The following is a 24,836-nucleotide window of genomic DNA, read 5'->3' as shown; positions in this document are numbered from 1 at the left end:
GTCGCACCTGTCAACGAACTGGAGAACGAGATGCTGACCACCATCATGTACGTGACGGTTTACGTCACCGACCAAGACCGCGCGCTCGCGTTCTACACCGAGGGACTCGGCCTGGAGACGCGGATCGACGTCGCGGGGCCCGACGGACGGTTCCTCACCGTCGGCGTGCCCGATAGCCCGGTGCAGATCCTCCTGTGGTCGCACGCGGCCGCCGCCGGCCAGCCGGTCGGTGTGCTTGAGCAGCTCGCACCCGGCCCGGTCATCCTCGAATCCGATGATCTGCGAAAGGATTTCGACATCATGCGGCAGCGCGGCGTCACCTTCGGTCAGTCCGAACCCGAGGAATACCCGTTCGGACTCCGCGTCGAAGCGATGGATCCGGACGGTAACCAGATCTCGCTTCGCGAGCGGCGCACACCGTGACCGCCCACTCGACCGAGGCGTTCGAAGCCCAGCGTGCGCGGTTGCACGCCGTTGCCTACCGCGTGCTCGGCTCGCACGCCGACGCCGAGGACGTGGTCCAGGAAGCCTGGCTGCGCCTGGCCCGCCAGGACCCGGCGACCATCGCCAACCTGCCTGGCTGGTTGACCACCGTCGTCGGCCGAATCAGCCTGGACCTGTTGCGTTCCCGGCAGACCCACCCGGAAACCTCGTATGGGCAGGAGCCTTCGGACTTCGTGGTGACGCCGGACGACGAACCGGCACCGGACGAGCAAGTGGCGCTTGCCGATTCGGTCGGCTTCGCGCTGCTCGTCGTGCTCGATTCGCTCACGCCGAGCGAGCGGCTCGCGTTCGTGCTGCACGATATGTTCGCGGTCCCGTTCCACGAGATCGGTCAGATACTCGGCAAATCCGTCGACGCCACCAAGATGATCGCCAGCCGCGCCCGCCGCAAGGTCCACACCGTGGACCCACCGGCGGACGGCGGTCGCGAAAGTCGAGCGGTCGCCACGGCATTCCGTGCTGCCGCGCTCGGCGGCGACTTCGAAGCGCTGCTGCGGGTGCTCGACCCGAACGTGAAGTTGACCGTCGACACCCCCGACGGCGCCGTGGTCGTGCTCGGCGCCACCGAGGTCGCCTCCCGCGCTCGCATGTTCTCCGGCGAGGCCGTGCGCCAGCGACCCGTGCTGGTCAACGGTGACCCCGGCTACATGTCGTGGCTTCTCGACGGAACGCCGTTCTCCGTCATCGCCTTCGCGGTCACCGACGGCCGGATCACGGCCATTCACATCGTCGCCGACCCGGCCAGACTCGCCGCGATCGATATGCCGAGGCCCTAGCAGCACCCGACCACGCGCCGTGCTGCTCGAAGATCAGCAACTAGCGTGCATGGTGTGATCGGAAGCAAGCGGGCCCGCCTGGGGATCGTCGTCGGCGTGCTCGGGTTGACGTTGGCGACGTACCTGGTGGTGCAGTCGGAGCTCTCGCACAGCCGACCGAGCTGTACCGGTCAGCCGATCGACGGCGGCGATCCGCAGGCCGCGAGCGGGACCCGAGGGGAGAATCCGCAGGTTCGGTTGTGGTCGCGCACGGTCACGTTGGTCATGGCCGACTGCGGGGCGTCCGCAGGCATCGAGAACGGGCAGCATGGCGACGCGGTGTGGCTCGATCGTGCCCGCGACACCCGCGATGTACCGGACGGAATGCTCGGCGCCGCAACCGTTTCGGTGGCAGCCACGGCGCAGCGCACCGGGTTCTTCCGGTACTCCGGCAGCCTGCTGCGGGCCTGCGGAAAGGTCGGCGACCGGGCGGAGATCCGGTGCACTCGGTGGACCGCCGCGACGGACCCGCCACCGGACCGGCGGCAGCGGGCCCTCGAACGGTTGCTGGAGTCCTACGACCACGAGGAGGGACTCTGGCGGGGCGATAGCAGCACATGGCAGAGCGCCAACGCGCTGACCGCCGTGCTCGACTACATCCGGCGCACCGACGATGACCAGTATCTGAGCTACGTCGAGGAGACCTACCGGCACGGTGATGTCGCCCGGTCAGGGGTGCCACGCAAGACCCGGAACCACGACGACGAACTGTGGTGGGCGTTGGCGTGGACCGCCGCCTATGACCGCACCGGGGAGACTCGCTACTTGACGGCCGCGCGGACCATCGTGGACGGACTCGAGGACGCGAAGGCATCGTTCTGCGATGGTGGATTGGCGTGGGGGCGCACGGGCGCAGATCAGTTCCAGGTGAACACGATCACCAACGCGCTGTACCTGACCGCGACCGCGTCGCTGAGCACCCGGACCGAAGGGGCCGACCGGTCGACGTATCGTGCTCGCGCGCAAACGACTTGGGCCTGGTTCACCGAGAAGGCGGGTCGTGCGCTGTTCGACCGCTCCGGTCTGATCAACGACCACCTCGACAAGTTCGGCGACACGTGCGTTCTGGTCGACGAGAACGTCCGCTGGACCTACGACCAAGGCGCGGTGATCCGCGGCGCGGTCGCGCTGTATCGAGCCACTGGGCGACGCGAGTTACTCACCGCGGCCGACGCGATCGCTACGGCAACGACCAGGGATGGTTCGCCCTTCATTCGAGACGGTGTGCTGGACGAATACGCCGCCAGCACCTGCCCCGGCCCGGATTGCGGTGACGCGTACATCTTCAAGGGGGTATTCGTCCGCGACTACCGTGAGCTGGTCGACACAGGAAAGTCCACCGCCACCAAGGAATTCCTGGTTCGACAGGTCAACTCGTTGACCGGCGACGCCGATCAGTACGGCTTCCGCTGGCAGGGGCCGTTGCGCCCCGACGACCACCCCAACTTCGCCACCCAAGCAGCAGCATTGGACGCCCTCAACGCCGGCTGACCGGGTCTTGGGTTCGGCTCGGTTTCACCGTGGTGTCGGACGACCCCATGGGGCCGGATTCCCGGTGGGTCATGCTTGCCCACTCGGTGGCGGCGCCGCGATCACCCTGGACGGCCGCAATGTGTATGCCTGCCAAATGAATTTGTCATATCGGTTGTCTTTGTCGCCGCACTCATTTGGGTAATTGCCCAATATTGGCCTGTGTCTCTTAGTGATTCGCCGATGGTAGGCGGATTTATGAATGCGGGCACGCGAGAACTGTGTGTTATTCATCGCTGCGTTGTAGGCTGCGTCCAACACAACGAGTCGCCGGGGCGACCAACCGGCGTCGGGAGGGGGCGCGGTCGTGTATACAAATCTGTCAGTGCCGCAGGCGGTTTGGGGCGCAGGGGTCTTCTGTATCCGGATTGTCGGGTAGGTCGAGATGGTTCTCATCGATCCCAGCGGCCGTGGTCCGACCATGCGGCAGCTGTTGTTTGCCGGTGCGTCTGCTCTGGTGGTGTTCGCGTTGGCGCTTGGGTTCTTGATGGCGCGCTACACGGGGTACTTCGTGGACAAGGTGAACGTCATCGCGAACCTGACCACCACCGGTGACGGACTGCCGGCGGACGCCGACGTCAAGTTCCGTGGTGTGCTCGTCGGTGCGGTTGCCGGAGTTGAGGTCGCGGCCATGGGCGAGTTGCAAAAAGTGCAGATCGAGCTGAAACCGGAATTCGCCAAGGATGTGCCGTCCACCGTCACTGCTCGAGTGGTGCCGAGCAATCTCTTTGCGGTGACCGCGGTCGAGCTGGTCTTCAACGGTCCGGCCGATCAACCTCTGCGGGAGGGTTCGGTGATCGAGGAGGATCGCAGCGCGGGCACGATTGCTCTGCAGGACACCCTCACCACCGTGCGCAACATCCTCGACCGGATCGACCCGGTGCAGTTCGGTCGCGTGCTCGGCACGCTGTCGCAGGCACTCGACGGCAGCGGGCGGATGCCCGGCTCGTCGGTGGAGCGGTTCGATCGCTGGTTGCAGTCGGTCGATGAGTCGATCCCGAATCTCGCTGTCCTGCTGCACGATTTCTCCGGCTCGGTGCATGCGCTGAACCAGTCCGCGCCGGAACTGCTCGATGTGCTCGGCACTTCGGTGAACACCGCGCGCACCATTGCCGACCGGCGTAGTGATTTGGTCGCGTTGATCACCGGCACCGGCAACACGGTCGACACCGTCAATAATCTGTTCGCCCGCAACGGTGATATCGGCAAGCAGGTGACCGCGGGCACGAGCGACATGTTCGGCGCGGTGGCGGCAGACCCGAGCTTGATCACTCGGACGCTCCTCGATTTGGGCGAACTGACCCGCAGGTGGAACACCGTCTTCGTCTGGGGGCCGCAGGGCCAGATGGTGTGGAACTGGGGCTTCGTGCTCCCGCTGACCCCGTATGAGCCGTACACGGTGGCTGATTGCCCGCGCTATGGCGAGCTGGCCGGTCCGAGTTGTTTCACTGCGCCCGCGGTGAATCCGTTGCCGCCGTTGCCGGAGAACCTGCGCCCGCGTGCGCTGGAGTCGGCGAAGGGTTTGCCGCCGGTGGTGCCGATGCCGGGTCTGCCGGTGATCCCCGGTGTCACTACGCCGGAGGCGCGGCCTGCCGAGACCGGGATGCCCAGTGCCTCACGGCCGTTCGCGGGCACTCCGCTCGAGGGTCTGTTCCCGTTGATCCCCGGCCTCAGTCCGCCGCCGGCTCCCGCGGCACCCGCGCCGGAGCCCGCGCCGGTGGCGCCTGCCTCGGCGCGCACGCCCACCGCGGGTGCGATCTCCTACCAGGGTGATGCCGCGATCACCGCGCTGCTCGGCCGCACGCCGACCACCGCCGAATATCTGCTGCTGAGCACGATTTTGAAGGGCGCAACCATCCAGGTGGCCGACAAGGAATTGCCCCGCTGACATTCGACTCGTCAGCCACAGCCGCGCTCGCCGATGACCCGGAATTGGACAGTCGGTGCTTGCCTTGACACTGGTGACAAGGTCTAGCGTGGCCCGGGTTGGTGTGGTGAGGAGATCGGATGTTGATCGGGGAGTTGGCCGATCGGGCCGGGACCAGTACCCGGATGCTGCGGTATTACGAGCAGCAGGGGCTGGTGCGGGCGCAGCGGTCGACGAATGGTTACCGGGTGTACGAGGACGAACTGCGGATCGTGCGAAAGATCCGTGCGCTGCTCGAGCTCGGGTTCGATCTCGCTGATACGGGCGCGTTCGTCGCGTGTCTGCGGCACGGTCATCGATCGGGTGACGAATGCCCGGACTCGGTGGACACGTTGCGGCGCAGGCTCGCCGAGGTGGACGACGCGATCGACGAGCTTGCCGCAGTCCGGACGGAGTTGCGTCGGCAACTCGACGGAGCGCTGGCAGGTCCGCCGAAATGCGAACTCGCCCACCACCTTCCCGATACACCGAAGGAGTGCCCGTGAAGTTCGCCATCAGTTACAGCACGCCGTTCAACGGGACCGATCCCGATCGGCTCGTCGCCTTCGCGCAGCACGCGGAGCGATGTGGGTTCGAGGGGTTGTACGTGCAGGATCACTTCGTGCTGTATCCCGGTGCGTCGTATGGCGCTGCGGAATTGCCGCCGACGCTGCCCTACTTCGACCCGCTGGATTGTCTGAGTTTTGTCGCCGCCGCCACGCAACGGTTGCTGCTAGGCACCGGCGTGCTGCTGCTGCCGTATCGGCACCCGGTGGTGCTGGCCAAGCGGTTGGCGACCATCGATGTGCTGTCGAAGGGCCGAATGCGGCTGCTCACTGTGGGACTCGGCGCGCTGCCCGGCGAGGCGAAGGCGATGGGGGTGGACTTCCGTAGTCGAGGTCGCCGCGCCGACGAAGCGATCGATGTGTTGCGGCTGCTGTGGGCAGGCGGCGAGGATGGGGTCGGCTATCACGGCGAGTTCTTCGACTTCGACAATCTGTGCAGCTATCCGAAACCTCTTGGGGTGAGCGAGCTTCCGATCCACGTTGGCGGATCGAGCCGAGCCGCTGCCCGCCGCGTCGGCCTGCGCGGCGACGGCTATTTCGCCGGCGGCATGCTCGACGAGGCCGAGCGCGATCGGCAGATCGCGTTGGCGCGCAAGACCGCCGCGGACGCGGGCCGCGACCCGGCCGCCCTGGAGTACACCCGCTGGGGCTCGGCAGGGTTGTCGGTCGACCAGGTCGAGCAGCTCGCTAACCATGGCGTGACCCGCATCGTGGTCAACCTGACCGCGACGACCGCCGACGAGCAGCACGACCAAATGTCTGAATTCGCCGAACGGTTCGTTGCGCGCACCGACTGAATTAACGCATCAGGCGAAGCAGCACCGTACGACCGTTCGCCTGTGACGTGCGTCTCCGTATATACGTGGACTGTGTAATAGCTCGGCCGCATGACCGATAGTCCCTCTATGAAACGAGTATTCGCATGTGTAGGTGCTGTTGCGGCCGCTCTGCTGGTTGCGGCTCCGATCGCGTCCGCCGACCCTGACGCCGACGCCAGGCTGGCCAACCGTCATGACTGGTCGAGGGAGTTCGCTTCACAGAACAACCTGATCCTCTCGTCGCGGATCTTGATCAGCCCGTACGGCACGACCCGTCCGCTCATGTGCAGCGGCGGCGACGGGCACTACTCCCTGTTCCCGTACGACTGCACGCAGAACGACGACAACGGTGTCGCGCACCCGGTGGACCGGGTCGTCCCCCTCGGTGGCGGTGGTATCTGGGTCTACCGCTGACCCGTGACGCCGCGAAGGTTCCGCCTGTTCGCACAGGCGGAACCTTCTTGTCCAGCTACGACTTACGTCGCGTCGATCAATTGGCGGTCGGAGTGTTCTGCGCCTGCTTGTACGGTGCTCCGGCGGCCAGGGCGGCGGCGCTGAACGACTTCTTCATCTGGGGCCAGAAGGTGTCGTTCACGCACGAGTAGCGCGGCATGAAGCCCGTGCAGCTCCCGCCGCTGTTCGGCCCGATTTCGATGGTGAAGGATGCCAGTCCCAGGGCGCCGTGGGCCTGATCGTCGGTTGTTCCCGAGGTCGAGTATCCGACGGTCTCCTCGTCGGTGCCGACGACGAATCCGCTCGGCACGACCTTCTTGATCAGTGCCCGCAACTGTTCCCTGTTCTTCGGGGTCGCGGCGCCCGGAATGATCCCGTAGTTGCCGTAGGCATGCAGATCGATGACTACGCCTTTCGCGGTATCCGGGACGTCACGGCTGCCTGCGGGGCGCTGATTGGTGAACAGGCTCGCGTACAGCTTCGCGATCGCCTGGGTTTCCGGTTCAGAGCCGCCACGCGGACCTTGGAAGGTCTGCGAGCAGGGGTTTCTCGAGTCGGCACCCCAGCGGGTCGGGAAGTTGCGGTTCAGGTCGACGCCGGGACCGTTGCCTGACCCATCGACGACGGAGCAGGACTGCGGCGTCTGGCTGTTGTCGACGTTCTTGCGTTGCATCTTGGGCCGGTTGCCGCCGCTGGCGGTCACATCGACACCGTCCGGGTTGGTCACCGGAACGACCCAGACCTCGGTGGTGTCCAGGATCTTGGTCACCGCAGGATCGGTGCCGTAGCCGCTGGCCAGGTAGTCGATCCACTTCCATGCCAGTTCACCGGTCGCCAGCTCGCGAGCGTGGATCTGCGCGGTGAGCAGGAAGCGCGGCTTGGCCGAGTTGGGTGCCAGTGCGCAACCGTCGGGCTTGGCCGTCGTTTTCGCCGCGACCTTCTCCTTGTCGGTGGTGGCTTTCGCCGCACCGGTCAAGCAGATGACGTTCATGGTGTGGCCGCCGGTGCCGTTCTGGGCTTTCCAGGATTTGCCGATGTCGTACGACTGGGCGATTCCGGGATTCTTCGTTGCGACATCCTTGGCATGCCGGAGCAGGTCTGCCGCAGTGTGATAGCCGCCGTAGTAGGTGGCGTCCGGGGCCATTCGCTCCTGCGGCAGCGACTGGTAAACCGGCGCTTTCTTCGTCGGATTCAGTCCCTTGTCCCGCAGCGCCTGAGCGCCTGCCTCGTCGACCGCGATGGTGACTTTGCCGGGACCGGCGGGAACCGTTTCGATTCCGGCCTTTTCGAGGATGTCCGTCTGCGTCTTCGATGGCACCGGAACGTCCCAGTAGTAGGGCGTGTCATCGGCGGCATTGGCCAGCAATGGATTGCAGAGGAGTGTGGAGAAACCACCGACGACCACCACGGAAGTAGTTGCGATGATATTGCGTAATATGCTCATAGTCTTCCCTTTTCGCGCGCCACTGTCAGACACCGCATTCCGCGGCGTGGCGTTGAGTGCAGTGCAACGTTGTTCGGCGGACTATCCCGCCGTGCCCCTCGGCAGCGTGGTGGCCGCGGCGTATTTCTGTATTGCGTTGGCAATCGCGTTGGTGTTCACGGTCAGTGCCGTGTCACTGATGTTGGTTGTCGTGTCGCAAGACCGGTGGTAGCAGGGGTCGTACGGGCGTCCCGCCGTGCCGCCGAACAACTGCGCTTCTTGGCGGGTCTTGGTGCCCTCCGCACCGGTGAACAGTCCGCCCGCGGGAATCCCGACGCGGATGAACGGTCCGTAGTCCGAGCGGCCGTCGAACGGTGTGGTGTTGTGCGGGAGACCTTTCGAGTCGAAGTAGTCGGCGAAGTCCTTCTCGATCTGCGCGGAGCCTGCCGGTCCGCCCGCGCTGCCGTCATAGATCTTGTAGGCGAAGTTCGTCGAGCCGATCATGTCGAAGTTGAGGTACAGCCCGATCTTGGCGCGGTTGGCCTGGGACAGGTTGTTGACGTAGTACTTGGAGCCGACCAGACCGAGTTCCTCGGCGCCCCACCAGGCGAACCGGAGCTTGTTCTTCGGCGTGACCGCGGCCATCTGCAGCGCGACCTCGAGCAATCCCGCGCTGCCGGAACCGTTGTCGTTGATGCCTGCCCCGGCCCGCACGGAATCGAGGTGCGCTCCTGCCATCACGACCTTGTCCGCATTGCCCTGCTTGGACTCCGCGATCACGTTATGCGTTGTGGCAGGCAGACTTTCGGTGTCGGTCTTGAGCCGCACGACGGAGTCCTTCGCGGCGGCGAGGTTCTTGCCGACGGCGAAGCTCGCGCCGACCACCGGGATGGTGATGCCGGTCTGGTCGAGCGGCTCGGTGAAGGTGTCGGTCCGGCCCTGCTGACCCTCGTTGAAGATGATCACGCCGGAAGCCCCTGCGGCCTGGGCATTTCGAGCTTTGTCGGCGAAGGTGCAGGTACCGCGCTGGATCAGGGCGATGTTGCCGCGCTTGAAGCCGGAGAAGTCCGCGGCCTCACAACCGGAGGTCGAGGAGTTCGGCTCCGACCCGGCAGGCAGCTTCAGATCGACGTTCTGGACTGTCGCTTTGGCCTCGCCGGAACCGGAATAGGTCGAGGTGGCGAAGTCGCCGACCTCGCTGTAGCTCGGCGGGGTCGCCTTGAATGTCGTGGCGCCTGCGGAGACCTTCTCCATGACCGCCGTCGTCCGCTCACGGAAGGTCTGGAAGGAAAACGGCTGCAACGTCACCGTATAGCCTGCGCCGCGCAGCTTTTCGGCCACATAGTCGCGGGAGGCGTCGTAGCCTGCGGTGCCCGCGGCGCGGGTCCGGCCGTTGGCGTTGGCGATGGACTGGAATTTGTTCAGGTGGTCCTTGACGGCGGGCGCCTTGATCTCGGCCACCTGCGCCCCGGGTGGTGCGCCGGGGTCGGCGTACACCGCTCCCGCCACGGCGAGCGAGAGCGCGATGGGTACCGCAGCGGCCGCGCCGATAACGCGAACAGTTCTGGTGCTGAGGAAGATTGAGGGCATGTCGGCTCCTCCGGAGGATGGATCAAATCCCGATTCTCGGAGGGTATGCCGGTGCGGAACATTGGTAAAACCCCAGTTGAACACTGGTGAACACGCAGGAGCGGCCGAATGCGGTCAGTAGACGCGAGCCGCGTTCGGATCGTCTTCGGTGGCTTCGGCGATCGCGATGGTGTTGCCGCCCATGTGTTTTGCGCGATACATCGCGATGTCCGAATGGCGCAAAGCGTGCTGCTCGGCGGCGGGGTGCCGCGCGCCTGACGCCGCGATGGTCACCAGGCCGACGCTTGCGGTGATGGTGACGGGCAGGTCGGGCATCGTCTCGATGGCGTCGCGCAGTTGTTCGGCGACCTGGCGGGGGTCGGCGTCGCCGAGATGGCCGACAACGACGAATTCTTCACCGCCGGTGCGGGCGACGATGGCCTCGGCGGCGACCGTCGTGCGGAGCCGGTCGGCGGTGTGCCGCAGGACCTCGTCGCCGAACAGGTGGCCGAAGGTGTCGTTGACGAGCTTGAAGCGGTCCAGGTCCAAACTCGCGACGTACACCGTGTCGCGTTGGTCGGGGCCGAGGTAGCGCCACAGGTGGTAGTCGAGTCCGCGCCGGTTCAGCAGCATGGTGAGTGGGTCTTCGATGGCGTTCAATCGCCATACCCAGCGGCAGAATTGGGCCGTCGGCAACCCGACGACGTTGAGCGACACGGCAATCAGGGTGATGGCGATGCCGAGACGAAGGTCGCCCGAGGCGGAGCCGACCTGCGCGGGTCCGTCGTGCATGAGCAGGACGACCAGCGCGATGACGGACAGCAGCGACCAGGCGACATGGGCGGCGAGCACGCGCTGCCCGTGAAACGCTCCCACATACATCCCAGGGACTGTCATCAGAGTTGCTACCAATGCGCCGTAGAGGCGATTCTCCGCCGCCAATGCACCGAAGGTGATGGCGATGTCCGCGCCGGCACACCAGAGCAGCGATTCGACTCGGCCCGGCCATGGCAGCGCCCACCAGCGCAGCGCCCAGATCGCGGTCATGATTACGATCAGCCAGCAGCCTGCCTCGAAGAAGGCGTTGCGCGGCCCGATGTTCGATGCCATCGACAGCGCGGTGACCAGGCACATGACCGCACCACCCGCGCCGAGCATGATCTTCACCCAGCCCAGCGCACCGTGATAGCCGAGGACGCTGACCAGCCAGCGGTAATCGACCCGGTCACGCCACCAAGCCAGAATCAACGATCTGCCTTCGGTCATTCGAGCCACCACCTTCGCCGACATCGGACCTCCGGAAAGAGACCTATGTCATAGGTAGCTGAAATGTAGCCCATATCCGGACCGAAGTTCTGTTACCTGGGTCACACAGTGTCACTCGGCGGATCCGGCCCGCCGATCGTCTTCCTGGAAACCCTGGGTGCTGTCGGCCGTTGCGCGCAGGTCGATCGATGGAGTCGACTGTTTGGCTAGCGTCGAAGTCGTCCTACGGAGAGAGCGGGTGAGCGTGGTGGTGGACGCGGTGGCGGACTTGGTGATTCGCGCGGGGAAGGTGTATTCGTTCGGTGCGGGGCCGGTGACCGCGTTCGCCGCGCGCGGCGGGAATGTTGTTGCGGTGGCTGGGCCGGACGACGCGGGGGATCTGCTGCGTGCCTGGGTTGGTTCCGAGACTGTCGTCATCGACGATCCTCAGCTCGTGGTGTTGCCTGCCTTCGTCGACACCCACAACCATCTGATGCTCGCCGCGCGAAATGTGCTGGGGGTTCCGGTATCCCAGGCGACCGACATCGCTTCGCTGATCGCGCTTGTCCGCGCGCGTGCCGAGCGCACCCCGCCCGGTGACTGGGTAGTCAGTGCGGCCGACTGGCATGAAATGCGGTTGGCCGAACGCCGCATGCCGACCGCACAAGAACTGGACCTGGCCACCGCCGACCATCCTGTGCTCGTCCAGCGCGGCGGGCACAATATGGTGCTCAACTCCGAAGGACTGCGCCGTGCCGGGATCGGTCGCGACACCCCTGATGTGCCAGGCGGCGTCATCGTGCGCGACGCCGCGGGGGACCCCGCCGGGTGGTTGCAGGACAACGCCATGGCGGCGGTCATGCAGGTGGTGCCCGCGTATCCGGTCGATGCGCTGGCCGATGGGCTGGTGACCGCGGCCGCCCGGTACGCGGCACACGGGCTCGGCACCGTCCGCGATCCGGCGATCTCACCCGACGACTGGCAGGTGTATCGCGCTGCGGCACCTCGGCTTGCCGTGCGCAGTCACCCGATGATCATCACCGCGCCGGGGGCCATCGATACGCCGGATGCCTACCTGGATGCACTCGAAGCCCAGGGCATAACGCCGGGCGCGACACACGGCCGGGCCAGGCTGTGGGGCCTCAAGTTCGTCCTCGACGGCGGCGTCGAAGCCGCGGCATTGTCCGAGCCTTACCTCGACCGGCCCGACTTCTACGGCGAATTGGCTTGGGAGCGTGACCATCTGGCCATTGCCCTCGAAACCTGCCTGCGTCGAGGCTGGCCCGTCGGCGCGCACGCGTTCGGTGACCGCGCCGTCGGGCTCATCGTGGACCTGGCACGCGAGCTCACCGAGCGGCACGGGCCGATCCCGCCGGGACTTCTGGTCATCGAACACGGTGGATTGATCGGCGCCGAGCGGATCGCCGAGGCGACGAGCCTCGGCATCCACATCACGGTGCAGCAGGCGCTGATCACCGGTCTCGGTCCGGCATTGCTCAATGCGTGGGGCACGGAACGCACCGCCGCGCTGTTTCCGCTGCGGCACCTGCTGGATGCGGGCGCGTCGATCAGTGCTGGCACCGATCATCCGATCGGGCCGCTCGATCCGTTGGCGAACGTGTACCACATGGTCACCCGTGCTTCGCCGTCCGGAATCCTCGGCCCCGAACACGCGATCACCCGGATCGAGGCGTTGCGGCTCTATACGACAGCTGGCGCGCAGTTCCTCGGGCGCCGTGACGAGCCGTTATCCGTCGGCGCCCCAGCTGATTTCGTCGGATACCACACCGATCCCTACACCTGTCCCGACGAACAGCTCCGGCACCTTGCCCCTGCGGTCACCGGCATCGCAGGCGCCCTCACTTATCGCGCGGAGTGATCAGGGCAGGACGACGCACGTAGGGCCGACGTTCACGCCGGTTCCGACGGTGTAGGGAACCTCGTGCGTGTAGGGGTCGAACTGCTCTTCGCCCAGGTACTCGATCACCCAGATCTTGTGTGGCCCCTTCTTGTTCGGGATCCACGTGGTGCGCGCCGTTCCCGTCGCATCCGCGGTCGCATAAGACGGCTGGAATGTCTTGTTGGCGACATCGGAGTCGAACTCGTCGAGGAAGACCACCGCCCGACCCGGTTCCGTCTTCGCGACGACCGGGTAGGAGCAGCCGGTGCCGAGTGCGTCCCCCGAGCTGCCCAAGCTCTGCCCGCTCTCGACCCGGATGCTGGTGACAGTGGCCCCCGCCTGCGGTGCGGCCAGCGCGATCGCCGTGGCGAGTGCGCCGAGCGTCGCTACGGCAGTGGTGGTGCGTTTCGCTGTGAGCACGATGAACTACCTTTTCTGGCAACGATTTCCCCAGATAGCGGTCGCAGCGAACTCTCGCACGGGCAGTGCCGCGCGAGCAATACCCCGCTTCTGGGGTCCGGATCTCAGCCGGCGCGAAGGGCGTCGAGGATCGCGGGGCGCGCGGTGGCCAGGGCCTGCTGCCAGTAGGGCCAGGTGTGGGTGCCTTGGACGAAATCGATGCGGGCGGGGATGTCGAAGGTCGCGAGGCGGTCTCGGAGCATCTGGTTGGCGACGGTGGTCATTGCCTCGAGGCCCATCGCGTTGAGCGTGTTGCCGACTCCCTGCGGCAGATCGAGGGGGCCGGGCAGGCCGTTGCCTGTCCAGATGTACATCGGTAGTCCGCGGAGCAGCTCGGCTTGGACAGTGGCGTCGTTGCGACTCCAGGCCGGTGCGCCTGCCGGTCCCCACATGTCGTCGACGTTGAACCTGCCTTCGTCCCACATCGCGGCCCGCATCGCTTCGTTCCACATGGGGAACGTCGGATGCACGAATCCCGAGAAGGATCCGGCGAACTTGAACTGATCGCGGTGGTGCGCGGCCAGCGTCAGCGCCGCATTGCCGCCCATGGAGGCGCCGACGATGGCGTTGTTGGTCCGCGAAACGCCATAGCCGGCCAGGAAGGTGGGCAGCTCCTTGGTGAGGAAGGTTTCCCACTTGTAGGTCGACACTTGACCATTGGTGCTGCTCGGTCGATACCAGTCGGTGTAGAAGCTGGAGTGGCCACCGACCGGGAACACCAAAGTGACGTTGTCGCCTGCGAACTGGCGCAGCGCGTCGGTGTCGGTCGTCCACTGACTGTGGTCGGCAGGCGCGCGGAGACCATCGAGGAAGTAGAGCGCGGCGCTACCGCCGCGGGCCGCCCACTGCACCTGAACCTTGATGTGCCCCATGCTCGACGGCACCGACAATTCCGTGGAACCGCCTGCCGGAGCCCGTAATACCGGTGCCTGCATCGGCGCGGAATTGGCCGCCGCCGTGCCGATCCACCACACCAGGACAGCTGTGGCAATGATGATGCCGAAGCTCTTCAACCAACCGCGGCCCTGCAACTTGCTCTCAGAACGCGTCGCGCCCATCCCGCATACCTCTACCCTCGTCCCCGGCAACGTGCCGAGGAGAAACGAATCCGACTGTCACGCAAGCAAATATTCTGCCCGCGCACGCCCACGGTCCCCAGCATAGGGAGGTCTCGACGATGGCCGCCGCCGGGTCCGGCCCCGATCTTGATTCCGGCTGCGCGGCGCCTGCCGTACTGGTACACATGTCCCGTAACGGCAGATACGGTGTCGGGAGTGCGCGGTGGTCTCACCGTGGGGCAACAGAGGTGGGGCATGGACAAGGCCAGTGTGGTCGCTGCGGTACTCGGATACCCGAGCGCGGCGGTGATGAATGCGCAGGAAGGGCCTGCGCGGGCGTATCGGTTGGCGTACGTGCTGGATATCCCGGTGCACGGTGCCGAAGGGTTGCTTGTCCTCGATCGGGTGCTCGGCCTGTTCCTCGCCGAGGACGGCGTGCCGGCGAGCGACGACGTGCAGGGGCTCAACGACCAAACCCATCGGATCGCGGCCAGCGGGGTTCCGGTCGACGAGAAGTACTGCCGCGTTGTCGCCGAAGCGTTCGGGCACGGTGCCGAGACCGACCTCGGAGAGGCTGTCTACCAGGTGAATTCGCGGGCGGCGCGGTTCCTGTCGAAGTCGGTGATCGTCGCACGCGGCGATACCGATCGGCTCTTCGACGAGCCGGTCGACGAGCCGGGCTCCCTGATCGACCAGGGCGACATGCAGCGGTTGGTCGCCACCGAGGTCGCCAAGGGCATCCCGATCGAGGCGGTGCTGGCCACCATCAACGACATGCACCACTACGACTTCACCTTTCCAGACGACACCTACATCGACGGAGTCACCCAGACCTGCGCGGGATTGCGGGAGCAAGGGCATGTTCTCGTCGCGGTCGGGATGGCCGATCTCGCCGACGATCCCTCCGGCGCGGGGCTGAACGTGTCGTGGTCTGTTCCGGACGGCGGGCGCGGGATGGAGGTTCGATTCCGGGTTCGCGGCGACTCGCGCGCGGGTCGTGCCGCACAGGAGTTACGCGACGGCTGGCGTCCCGCGCAGACGCCTGCCGCCGGAACCCGAGTGCATGTCGACTCACACCTGTTCGTGCTTCGCGGACACGCCAACCTCCGCGGTGGTTGCACTGTGCTGCGCGGTGCCTACACCCATCTGGCTTTCGGAGACGCAGTCCTGCTCGATGTCGTCGAGCACCCCGGCTACTTCCACAACTGGCACGTTCTGGTAGCCGAACAAGACCGCCTAGCACAGCAATTCGGCGCCCAACCGGCGCACGCCGATCCGGAAGACGCCACCGCCGTTCGCTGAGATGCCCACCGGTAGCGGCTGATTCGCCGCGCGGTGCTACGAAGTCACTCCCGGACCGGTGATGCGCTCCGTGGCAAGACGGCGCAGTGCCACCCGGTCCGGTTTGTCGCTGCCGATGAGCGGCATCGCCGGAAGGATCAACACCACTTCCGGCGCATAGGCAGGTCCCATCTCAGCGCGGACCCACGCTGCCACCGCGTCCTCCGACAGGTCCTGGCCGGGCTTGAGAACTACTGCGGTGCAGATCTTCTCGTCGCGATCCGGGCCGGTCGTGGCGCCGAATACGACGGCCTGCTGCACGGATTGGTGGCGGTGCAGCACCTTTTCGATCTGCGCGGGGTAAATCGTTTCTCCGACGCCAACAATCGTGTCCTTTGTGCGGCCGACGACACTGAGGTAGCCGTCGTTGTCGAGGAAGCCGAGGTCGCCGGTGCAGAACCAGCCGTCCTGCACGGCTGCGGCGGTGAGGTCGGGCCGTTTGTAGTAGCCGGACATCAATCCTGGTCCGCGAACCCAGATTTCGCCGGTTTCCCCCGTCGGCAATGACTTGTGGTCGACATCGCGGATATTCACCTGCACTCCCGGCACCGGCTGGCCGACGGTCGTCAGCAGTTCCGGCCGCTGATGGTCGGCAAGGCTCAACAGAGTGATCTGGCCGATCTCGTTGGTGCCGTAGCCGGTCATGATGATGGGTCCAAACCTGTTGAGCGCCTGACTGATGCGCTCTGGAGCGGAGGGGCCGCCGGTGACCATCAGCAAACGCAGGCTCGTGGTGTCGGTGGATTCGAGCGCGGGGTGGTCGAGCAACCGATGCAGCATCGACGGCTGCATCCAGAGGAACTGGATCCGTTCGTGTTCGATCGAGTCCAGGACGTGGGTGGGGTCGAACGTGTTTTCTTGATGCAGTACCACCCGGCCACCCGCCGCGAGCACCACCTCAGCCAGCGTTCCCCCGAGATGTCCGATCGGCGTGCACATCAGCTGCGTCATTCTGAAGCGTTCGAGCGTCGCCGGAGCGTACGTGCTTGTGCGGGCGAAGGTACGCGGAATTCCCTTGGGCACTCCGGTGGTGCCGCCGGTGAGCGTGATCGATGACAGATCCTCCTCGCGGGCCTCGACTGTGATCGGTTCGGCGGATTCGGCGTTGGCCGCGGCCGCGAGGTCGACCGCGTCAGGGTGCTTGCCCAAAGCGAGAACGCGAGTGCCCGGCACCTGCTCGAGTGCCGCCAGCACTCGATCGTCGTCGCGACCGGGAGTGAGCACGACCGCGCTGGGTTCGACATACCGCAGCATCTCCACCAGCAGTGACGGCCCGAGCTCGTCATACAGCACCCACGTAGTGCAGCCGAGCGCATTGGCCGCGAACTTCAAAGCGAAGGTATCCGGATCCGCTCCGGTAGCGAGCGCAAGCACATCCCCCCGCCGTAACCCCTGCGCCGCAAGAACACGCGCCATCCGGTTGACCCGCTCGAGCAGTTCCCCATACGTCCACTCGCCGCCCGCATGCGAGATCGCCACCTGCGACGAGTGCCGTGCGAACGCCGCAAGGATGTACCCGATGCTCGTGTCTTCATTGGAAGTCGTTGTCATCGAATGCCTTTCGACGGACCGTCCGTCGGCGCGGACCGCGCCGACGAGAGCAAGTATGTCGCCTTCGACGATAGAACCTACGCGCACGGTGTGATGACGGACACAGATTGGAACTCCACGTCGGTAGGCTGCGTCTGAAGCGATAATCAGACGAAAGGTATTGCTCCAGACGGAGATCGGGGCCGTGCAAGTGGCTCCGGGTAATGGGGGTGGTTGGCGTGTGTGCGCAGCGAAATGCCAGCATAGTCATAGTACGAAAACTGTGGTCCGCCGCTGTTGTGTCGGCGTTGCTGCTCGGCACGGCCTGCGCCGGAGCGGACAGCGCGCCGGGGGAGGCGCTGGACAAGTTCTACCGGCAGACCTTGCAGTGGGGGTCGTGCGCCGAATTCCGGGGTGGCAGTGAGATTGTCGATGCTGGATTCGAGTGCACCAGGGTGCAGGTGCCGTTGGACTACGGCAAGCCTGACGGTGCGACGGCGCAGATCGCGATCTCACGGCGCCCGGCCAAGGGCGACCGCATCGGCTCGCTGCTCACCAATCCGGGCGGGCCGGGTGCACCAGGCCTGGCTTATCCCGCCGCCTACTTGGCGAAGGCGCCGATGACGCAGCGTTTCGACCTGATCGGCGTCGATGTGCGCGGGCTCGGCGCGTCAACGCCGAAGGTGACTTGCCTGACCGCTGCAGAGTTTCAGGCGCAGCGCAATGACCTCGATATCGATATGTCGCCTGCCGGTATCGCGAAAACCGAACAGAAGCACCGGGATTTTGTGGCCAAATGTGTCGAACGCACCGGCCTCGCGGTGCTCGGCCATGTCGGAACCGCCGATGTCGCCCGCGATTTCGATGTCATCCGTGCGGTGCTCGGCGATGCGGAGCTGAACTACTTCGGCGTGTCCTACGGCACGCGGCTCGGTTCGACCCTGGCCGAGATGTTCCCCGATCGCATTCGCGCGATAATCCTGGACGGTGGCGTCGACCCGGCGACGAACATCGCAGATCCGCTGATCATGATGGCCGGGTTCCAGCACGCCTTCGAGGAATATGCCGCCAGTTGTGCTGCGGCGCCGGTTTGTCCGCTCGGTGCTGACCCTACACAGCTGCGGACCGTGTTTCGCGCGCTGGTGGACCCATTGATCGATCGGCCCGCGACCACAACGGACCCACGCGGACTCGGGTACCTCGACGCACAGCGAGGAATCGTCAATTCGCTGTACAGCCCTAGTCTCTGGCCTGGCCTCACTGAAGGGCTCACTGAACTGGCCCATGGACGCGGTGACACTCTCCTGGCCTTGGCTGATGTCATCGCCTCGTCGACAACGGTCGATCGGGATCTGCAAGCCGCGGTGTTCTGCGGTGAAGAGATCCGGGTGACCGATCGGGCGACCGCGGCCGATCTCGACCGTCGGATCCGTGCTGCGGCGCCGGCATTCGACGACGGAAAGGCGACAGGGCAGGCACCGCTGGATGTGTGCGCCTTCTGGCCGCTGCCCACCGTGTCGCAACCGCACAAGCTCGACGTGTCCGGATTGCCCACCGTCGTGGTCGTCGCCACCACCCGCGATCCCGCAACACCGTATCCGGGCGGGGTGAACCTCGCCCGCGCCCTCAATGCCAGGCTGATCACCAATGAGGGCGTGCAGCACGGTGTGGCCGGCCAGGGCGTGCCCTGCGTCGACGAACCGGTGCTCCGGTATCTGGTCGACCTGACCCCGCCCCCGGCCGACCTGTACTGTCCCGCCGCGGCGTAAGGCAGCGCATGGGGCGCCCACTCCCGGGTGGTGATTTGCGCACCCTGCGGCGGCGGGCGCACGCCCGAGGGTGCCTATTGGATCGGTCGGGCTTGCTCGACCATTGGGTTATCCAGGCGAAAGCGACCTTCCCGCAGAGAGACCCCACTTGACACACTTCATCAGCCGCGCAGCAGCAGGATTGTTCTTCGGAACGTTGACCGCCGTCGGCATCGTTGCTGTTCCCGCCACCGCCAATGCCGCGCAGCCGGACGACATCGTCACGATCCAGCAGGTTTCCAGCGGTCGCTACCTCGACGCGTGGAACGACGGCACGCACGATTACAACGTCGTCACCCGGCCCAAGCAGGGCGACACGAGCCAGCAGTGGCGCATCGACTGGGACGACAGCGGCACCGGAACCGGCACGGTGCAGCAGGTGAGCAGCAAGCGCTACCTGGACGCGCACGAGATCGAATCGCTGGACTACCGCGTGGTCACTCGACCTGTGCAGAACAACCCGACGCAGGTCTGGCACATCCAGTCCATCGGCGGCGGGAAGTACACATTCCAGCAGGCCTCGAGCAACCGCTACCTGGATGCCCACGAGATCGCCGACAAGGACTTCGGCGCGGTAACCCGCCCGGCACAGAACAATCCCACCCAGCAGTTCGTGCTGGTAGTCGTCGGTCACTGACGAAGGGGCGTCCAACACTGCGACAGGCGTGGACCCGACGGTTCGGCATTCCCGTTGTTTGCGATCGTCGGCAGTAGGGGTGGGTCCAGATACGACGATGCCCCCGGCGCAGCGCGCCGGGGGCATCGAAGTGTCGACTTACGTTCAGCCCTTGACGAGTTCAGGGGCGTCGGCCAGATCCTCGACCTCTTCGGGTGACGCTGCCCGGTTGGGGAGCAGCACCGCGCAGACGATCACGACGAGGGCCAGGGCGGCGGAGACGCCGAAGGCCAGGCGCATGCCGTCCAGGTGGGCGGAGACGGCGTTGGCGCCGTCCTTGACCAGCTGGGTGCTGCGGGCCGACATGACCGTCACCACCAGGGCGGTGCCGAACGCGGCAGCCACCTGCTGCAGGGTGCCGAGCATGGAGCTGCCGTGCGAGTACAGCTGATGCGGCAGCGCGCCGAGGCTCAGCGTGAACACCGGGGTGAAGGCGGCGGCGAGCGACACCATCAGCACCACGTGCAGCGCGACGAGCTGCCAGTACGGCATGGTCATCGAGATCTGGGTGAAGCCGGCGAGCGCGACGGCGATGCCGATGGAACCGGGGATCACCAGCAGCCGTCCGCCGAACTTGTCGAACAGGCGACCGACCGTCGGTCCGAGCAGACCCATCGCCAAGCCGCCCGGCATCACCAGCAGGCCGGTGGCCAGCGGGCTCAGCCCGCGCAGGTTCTGCAGGTACAGCGGCAGCAGGATCATCGAGCCGAGCATCGCCATGAACGCGACCGACATCAGCACCAGACCCTTGGTGTAGGTGCCCGCCAGCACGACCCGCAGATCCAGCAGCGGGGTGCCGGTGCGCTGCAGGTGCAGCTGACGGAACACGAACGTGGCGATCAGGGCGACGCCCGCGCCGACGATCAGCGCAGGGCCTGCCACGTTGTCGGGCTGGAACTTGCTGAGGCCGAACACCAATCCGCCGAATCCGGTCGCCGCCAATGCCACGCTGAGCACGTCGATCGAGCCGGTGGTCGGTTCACCGACATTCTTCAGCTGGCGAAGACCGAGCCAGGTGATGATGCCGGCGATCGGCAGCACCAGCACGAAAAGCCAACGCCAGGAAGCGATCTGCAGGATCAGGCCGGAAATGACCGGCCCCATCGCAGGCGCCACCGAGATGGCGAGGGTGACGTTGCCCATGACGCGGCCGCGGTCGTGCTCGTGCACGACGGTCATCAGCGTGGTCATCAGCAGCGGCATCATCACCGCGGTGCCGCCCGCCTGAATAATTCGCCCGATCAGCAGCACCGCGAACGACGGCGCGATCGCCGACAGCGCGGTGCCTGCCAGGAAGACGCCCATGGCCGCGGTGTAGGCCTGCCTGGTCGTCACCCGCTGCAGGAACCAGCCGGTGGTCGGGATGACGGCCGCCATCGTGAGCATGAATGCGGTGGACACCCACTGCGCCGCCTGCTCGGTGACCTCGAGGTCTTTCATCAGCCGCGGGATCGCGTTGATCATGATGGTCTCGTTCAGGATCACCACGAAGGTCGCGAGCACCAGTACCCGGATGACGGTCGGCGTCCGCCCTCCCGAGGCGGGAGCGGATGGATCGGACATCGGGGTTACCTCCGGAAGGTCAGTGTTGACTGGAACGTGTGGCCCTACCGGATCGAGTCCCGCAGCCACAGTGGTTCTGACGGAGTGGGTTGCTCGTACTAATCGGGCGCGGGTCAGTATTCCGCTCGGCACTGACACAAATCACCCGATTTTCCCTCCCTCCCACCGGCGTCTCATGGCAAAACCAACGGTCAGAACGTTTTATTCCGAACCTGCCCGTCGGATAGTGAGCCTGATCACCCTCCCCCGCACTGGGTGGGCGAGCAGACCCGCGCTGTCCGGCCGAATGGCAGCCGGAGTCCTACCTCTTCGCCTACCCTGGGTACCGGACAGTTTCTCGCCGGGCAACCAAAGTCGCTGGCAGGTCTGGCATTTCGACAAGTTTCCCGTTGCCGGAGTTTGCCGGATACGGTGCTGTCGGCTCGATCGAGCTGCTCCGGCAGCCTTCCGCAGCGGGTCGATGGTGCCCGATCGGCGCATCGGTGCACGCTGCGGCACAAGATCGGCGCGGAGACCCGGGATGCGGGGGTCCAACACGCGCAACTCGCCGAACAATTGCCGAGCATGATGGCGAAACGCCGATTCGGCGGTTGGTCGGGCGTATTCGAGGGATACCATCGGTGGGATGCGGTGTAGTTCGCAAGGCGCTTCGTGCTGCCCCGTTGATCTTCGAACGTCGGAGTAGGAAGGTCATGATCCCAGAACCGGTCAGGGTCGGTGTTGTCGACTCACATGTTGCTGAGCGTGGCCCCACCGCGTTGCGGATCGCGATCGGCGGCCAACTCCGCAGACTGCGGGAAAAGAGCGGCATCACGCGCGAGGACGCCGCGGAGTACATCCGCGGATCGCACGCGAAGATCAGCCGCCTCGAACTCGGACGGCACGCCTTCAAAGAGCGTGACGTCCAGGATCTGCTGAGCCTCTACGGTGTCACCGAACCGGAACAGCGGGAATTGTTCTTCGGTCTGGTGCGCAGGGCGAACCAGCCGGGCTGGTGGCATCGCTACAGCGATCTGCTTCCGCAATGGTTCGAGACTTATCTCGGCTTGGAAGGCGCCGCGCAGACGATCAGAACCTTTGAAGGCCAGCTGGTTCCGGGCTTGCTGCAAACCGAGGACTACACCCGCGCCGTCGTCGCGGTCGGGCACAAGAGCCCCGACTCGGCCCGCCGGGTCGAGCTGCGCAGGAAGCGCCAGGAGATCCTGGACGTGCCGGGCGGGCCTTCGCTGTGGGCGGTGCTGGACGAGGCCGTGCTGCACCGGACGATCGGCGGCAAGGCGGTGCTGCGCGACCAGATCGAGCACCTGATCGCGATGTCGAAGAAGCTGAACGTGACGATCCAGGTGCTGCCGTACCGTGCAGGCGGTCATCCGGCGGCGGGCAGCTCGTTCACGATGCTGCGCTTCACCGAGCGCGAGCTGCCCGACATCGTCTATCTGGAACAGCTGACCAGTGCGATCTATCTTGATCGCCGGGAAGACATCGCGCTCTACCGCGAGGTGATGGACCAGCTCGCGGTCCGCGCCGAACCGCCACGCGAGTCGCTCGCCTTGATGATCGCCGCCGCCGAATCGCTGTAGCGTTCGGAATAATCAGAGCTGCTTCACCACTGCGCCTTTTTCGTCGAGAGAATGGCGATGGATGGCGTCGGACACAAGGGAGTGTGCGGTGCGTAGGTCCCTCTTATGCGGTGCTGTCCTGATCCTGACGGCGTTCACGGCGACCACCGGAATGGCAGCGGCGGATGCGCCGGACGGTCCAGCGCCGATCGAGGCGCCCGAGTCCTGGTCTGCCGACGGCGATCTGGTCCCTGCACCGCCGGGGGCCAATGATTGGTCCTGCAGGCCGAGTGTGGCGCATCCGCGACCAATCGTTCTTGCACATGGCATATATGAGAACCGTCTTGGTAGTTGGCTCGCTATGTCGCCTGCCCTGACCGCGGCGGGCTATTGCGTCTATGCGCTCGACTACGGGCGTGGTCTCGGTGGGGTGATCTCCGGCGTCGGCTCGGTGTCGGTCTCGGCCGAGGAGATATCGGCGTTCACCGATCGTGTGCTCGCGGCGACCGGTGCGCAACAGGTCGATTTCGTGGGTCACTCGCTGGGTGGCGTGCTGCCGCGTTACTACATGAAATTCCTCGGTGGCGCGAACAAGGTGAACACGCTGGTCGGCATCGCCCCGGACAATCACGGCACCACCTGGGGTCTGTTCGGGCCGCCGACCACCCTGTCCGCGTCGACCCTGTCGGCGGGACCGACGGCGCTGTGCCCGGCGTGCATCCAACAATTGCCCGACTCGGAATTCTTCCGCGAGCTGAACCGGGACGGGGAGACGTTGCCAGATATCAACTACACGGTGATCGCGACCAGAACCGACGAGTTCGCCACCCCGTACACCACCGGCTTTCTGCCGCCCGGCCCGAACGTAGAGAACATCACGCTGCAAGACGTTTGCCCGAGCGACCTTTCCGAGCACATGGCGCTCACCCTTGATCCGGTCGTGATTCGGATGGTGCTCAACGCGCTGGATCCGGCACATCGTGCGCCGATCGACTGCGGCGGCCCTCGGTTCGACTCGATCGCGGGCGAACAAGGGCCCAGGTAGGTCGGCCTCGACCCGGCGCCGGAATGGCTGCGCCGGTCGTCGTGCGCACTATCCCACACGAATCCGGTGCTGTCGGAATTACGACGTTACGTTTGTGTGATTGTTGCGAGCTGCCGAATCGGTGCGACCTGCGGCGCTGCGTGATTCGCGATGAGTGGAATACGCTGATGATTTGCAACGTGAGGTACCCAAGCGCTTGACCGGGTGGGCTCCGTAACCACATCAATGGCGAAGAGCCGGGTACGATCGTTGTCAGCGACCGGTTGATGTACCGATTGCACACCATCGAGCACCGTAGGGTTGCGATCGCAATCATGCAGAACGACTGGAACTTCCAACGCCCTGACCGGCGGCGGGCCCGCCATCGCCGCTGGTTCAGCTGGCACGCATTCGAGCCGCCGACATCACGTATTCGGCCGAGCGACACCGGCTATTCAGAACTCCGGGGTAGCTCCGTGATCGCCGAAGGTACGCGAAGGTACCGTTCTCGATACTGAATTTTCCGGGAAACTACAGATGAGCGGCGAAGTTTGCGCTTCGGTAGCAGGTTCTGCGCGGAAGCGACCCCAACCCCATATCGTATAGAGGATCGGCATCGTAGCGTGCGCAAAATGCGGAATCCACCGATCTTCTCGGACGGTTGACCTACTGTTCGGATTGTTATAATGTCGTCATCGCTATTAAAGGATTTCTCTCCTATTGAACTAGGCGGGTATTGATGACGGTGAGTATTCGGCGCTGCTCTTGTTGTCAAGTCTGCGATTGCAGCTGAAACCATCCACTGCTCTACGGTATGGACCGCGCAATCGAGAGAAATTCGAATCAGGCCATCGGCCGAAAATGATTTCCGCTGTTACCGCGCTGTAAATGCGTGCATGAACAGCGCTTCGGCCGCCTGAATGCAATACCTCCTTGCAGTACAATTTCATACAGCCAGGCACGCTACCCGCGTGATCGCTGCTATTCATGTTCGCTTGATCAAGGTGACATCCTTGTGTGGGGAGTTACGTCGATGAACCAAGAACCCTGTGTCACGCCCACCGGCCGTGACGTCCCGAGCTCGCCGTT

20 protein-coding genes are annotated in these 24,836 nt (G+C 65.3%); 13 read left to right on the top strand and 7 right to left on the bottom strand.

Features of this window, described 5'->3' with window-relative positions:
- The first annotated feature begins 30 nt into the window (after nucleotides 1-30).
- The 7 genes from ACGFNJ_RS06645 to ACGFNJ_RS06615 all read left to right on the top strand — a co-directional run bounded on the left by ACGFNJ_RS06645 (nucleotide 31) and on the right by ACGFNJ_RS06615 (nucleotide 6,553).
- A complete protein-coding gene (locus ACGFNJ_RS06645; protein WP_393444188.1) occupies nucleotides 31-423 on the top strand; it encodes a VOC family protein in 393 nt (130 codons plus the stop codon).
- Nucleotides 420-1,280: a sigma-70 family RNA polymerase sigma factor gene (locus ACGFNJ_RS06640; protein ID WP_393444186.1), complete on the top strand. Its 861-nt coding sequence runs from the start codon at nucleotides 420-422 to the stop codon at nucleotides 1,278-1,280. Before ACGFNJ_RS06645 ends, ACGFNJ_RS06640 begins: the two co-directional genes overlap by 4 nt.
- 54 nt (nucleotides 1,281-1,334) lie before the next feature.
- Nucleotides 1,335-2,810 carry a glycoside hydrolase family 76 protein gene (locus tag ACGFNJ_RS06635; RefSeq protein WP_393444184.1) on the top strand — a complete coding sequence of 492 codons (1,476 nt, stop codon included), beginning with the start codon at nucleotides 1,335-1,337 and terminating at the stop codon, nucleotides 2,808-2,810.
- A 460-nt stretch (nucleotides 2,811-3,270) separates the two neighbouring features.
- On the top strand, nucleotides 3,271-4,737 hold the full coding sequence (locus ACGFNJ_RS06630) for an MCE family protein (RefSeq protein ID WP_393444182.1): 1,467 nt from the start codon (nucleotides 3,271-3,273) through the stop codon (nucleotides 4,735-4,737).
- A gap of 119 nt (nucleotides 4,738-4,856) precedes the next feature.
- A complete protein-coding gene (locus ACGFNJ_RS06625) occupies nucleotides 4,857-5,261 on the top strand; it encodes a MerR family transcriptional regulator (RefSeq protein ID WP_393444180.1) in 405 nt (134 codons plus the stop codon).
- Nucleotides 5,258-6,118 carry a TIGR03619 family F420-dependent LLM class oxidoreductase gene (locus ACGFNJ_RS06620; RefSeq protein WP_393444178.1) on the top strand — a complete coding sequence of 287 codons (861 nt, stop codon included), beginning with the start codon at nucleotides 5,258-5,260 and terminating at the stop codon, nucleotides 6,116-6,118. Before ACGFNJ_RS06625 ends, ACGFNJ_RS06620 begins: the two co-directional genes overlap by 4 nt.
- Before the next feature lie 108 nt (nucleotides 6,119-6,226).
- Nucleotides 6,227-6,553 (top strand): hypothetical protein, encoded by a 327-nt coding sequence (locus ACGFNJ_RS06615; protein ID WP_393444176.1) that lies wholly within the window; start codon nucleotides 6,227-6,229, stop codon nucleotides 6,551-6,553.
- Between the two features lie 76 nt (nucleotides 6,554-6,629).
- Here the strand turns inward: ACGFNJ_RS06615 and ACGFNJ_RS06610 are convergent, their stop codons facing one another.
- The 3 genes from ACGFNJ_RS06610 to ACGFNJ_RS06600 all read right to left on the bottom strand — a co-directional run bounded on the left by ACGFNJ_RS06610 (nucleotide 6,630) and on the right by ACGFNJ_RS06600 (nucleotide 10,850).
- Entirely contained in the window at nucleotides 6,630-8,036 is a 1,407-nt protein-coding gene (locus ACGFNJ_RS06610; protein WP_393444174.1) for a M14 family zinc carboxypeptidase, read from the bottom strand.
- 81 nt (nucleotides 8,037-8,117) lie between these two features.
- Complete coding sequence (locus tag ACGFNJ_RS06605; protein WP_393444171.1) at nucleotides 8,118-9,605, bottom strand: M28 family metallopeptidase; 1,488 nt, start codon at nucleotides 9,603-9,605, stop codon at nucleotides 8,118-8,120.
- Between the two features lie 114 nt (nucleotides 9,606-9,719).
- On the bottom strand, nucleotides 9,720-10,850 hold the full coding sequence (locus ACGFNJ_RS06600) for a diguanylate cyclase (RefSeq protein ID WP_393444169.1): 1,131 nt from the start codon (nucleotides 10,848-10,850) through the stop codon (nucleotides 9,720-9,722).
- 238 nt (nucleotides 10,851-11,088) lie between these two features.
- Here ACGFNJ_RS06600 and ACGFNJ_RS06595 point away from each other — a divergent pair, with 238 nt between their 5' ends.
- Nucleotides 11,089-12,708, top strand: coding sequence for an amidohydrolase (locus ACGFNJ_RS06595; RefSeq protein WP_393444167.1), 1,620 nt, complete (start codon nucleotides 11,089-11,091; stop codon nucleotides 12,706-12,708).
- Here ACGFNJ_RS06595 and ACGFNJ_RS06590 read toward each other — a convergent pair whose 3' ends face one another.
- Together ACGFNJ_RS06590 and ACGFNJ_RS06585 are read right to left on the bottom strand one after the other, a co-directional pair.
- Nucleotides 12,709-13,149, bottom strand: a complete 441-nt coding sequence (locus tag ACGFNJ_RS06590; protein ID WP_393444165.1) for a hypothetical protein — start codon at nucleotides 13,147-13,149, stop codon at nucleotides 12,709-12,711.
- A 104-nt stretch (nucleotides 13,150-13,253) separates the two neighbouring features.
- Entirely contained in the window at nucleotides 13,254-14,246 is a 993-nt protein-coding gene (locus ACGFNJ_RS06585; protein ID WP_393444163.1) for an alpha/beta hydrolase, read from the bottom strand.
- Between the two features lie 255 nt (nucleotides 14,247-14,501).
- Between ACGFNJ_RS06585 and ACGFNJ_RS06580 the strand changes: the two genes are divergently transcribed.
- On the top strand, nucleotides 14,502-15,548 hold the full coding sequence (locus tag ACGFNJ_RS06580; protein ID WP_393444161.1) for a hypothetical protein: 1,047 nt from the start codon (nucleotides 14,502-14,504) through the stop codon (nucleotides 15,546-15,548).
- Between the two features lie 36 nt (nucleotides 15,549-15,584).
- On the opposite strand, the gene ACGFNJ_RS06575 is transcribed toward ACGFNJ_RS06580, so the two are convergent.
- Nucleotides 15,585-17,138: an AMP-binding protein gene (locus tag ACGFNJ_RS06575; protein WP_393444159.1), complete on the bottom strand. Its 1,554-nt coding sequence runs from the start codon at nucleotides 17,136-17,138 to the stop codon at nucleotides 15,585-15,587.
- Between the two features lie 203 nt (nucleotides 17,139-17,341).
- Between ACGFNJ_RS06575 and ACGFNJ_RS06570 the strand changes: the two genes are divergently transcribed.
- Nucleotides 17,342-18,886 carry an alpha/beta hydrolase gene (locus ACGFNJ_RS06570; protein ID WP_393444157.1) on the top strand — a complete coding sequence of 515 codons (1,545 nt, stop codon included), beginning with the start codon at nucleotides 17,342-17,344 and terminating at the stop codon, nucleotides 18,884-18,886.
- Nucleotides 18,887-19,034: 148 nt separating this feature from the next.
- Nucleotides 19,035-19,562, top strand: a complete 528-nt coding sequence (locus ACGFNJ_RS06565; protein ID WP_393444155.1) for an RICIN domain-containing protein — start codon at nucleotides 19,035-19,037, stop codon at nucleotides 19,560-19,562.
- 144 nt (nucleotides 19,563-19,706) lie between these two features.
- Here the strand turns inward: ACGFNJ_RS06565 and ACGFNJ_RS06560 are convergent, their stop codons facing one another.
- The gene (locus ACGFNJ_RS06560) at nucleotides 19,707-21,164 is read right to left on the bottom strand and encodes an MDR family MFS transporter (protein ID WP_393444152.1); all 1,458 of its coding nucleotides are present in this window, start codon (nucleotides 21,162-21,164) and stop codon (nucleotides 19,707-19,709) included.
- Between the two features lie 692 nt (nucleotides 21,165-21,856).
- Between ACGFNJ_RS06560 and ACGFNJ_RS06555 the strand changes: the two genes are divergently transcribed.
- Together ACGFNJ_RS06555 and ACGFNJ_RS06550 are read left to right on the top strand one after the other, a co-directional pair.
- Nucleotides 21,857-22,744, top strand: a complete 888-nt coding sequence (locus tag ACGFNJ_RS06555; protein WP_393444150.1) for a helix-turn-helix domain-containing protein — start codon at nucleotides 21,857-21,859, stop codon at nucleotides 22,742-22,744.
- A 61-nt stretch (nucleotides 22,745-22,805) separates the two neighbouring features.
- Entirely contained in the window at nucleotides 22,806-23,768 is a 963-nt protein-coding gene (locus tag ACGFNJ_RS06550; RefSeq protein WP_393444148.1) for an esterase/lipase family protein, read from the top strand.
- The last annotated feature ends 1,068 nt before the right edge of the window (nucleotides 23,769-24,836 follow it).

It is taken from the genome of Nocardia sp. NPDC049149 (assembly GCF_043197455.1).
Classification (GTDB): domain Bacteria; phylum Actinomycetota; class Actinomycetes; order Mycobacteriales; family Mycobacteriaceae; genus Nocardia.
The sequence above is the reverse complement of the archived record's forward strand: the minus strand, read 5'-3'. Positions and strand labels throughout refer to the sequence as shown.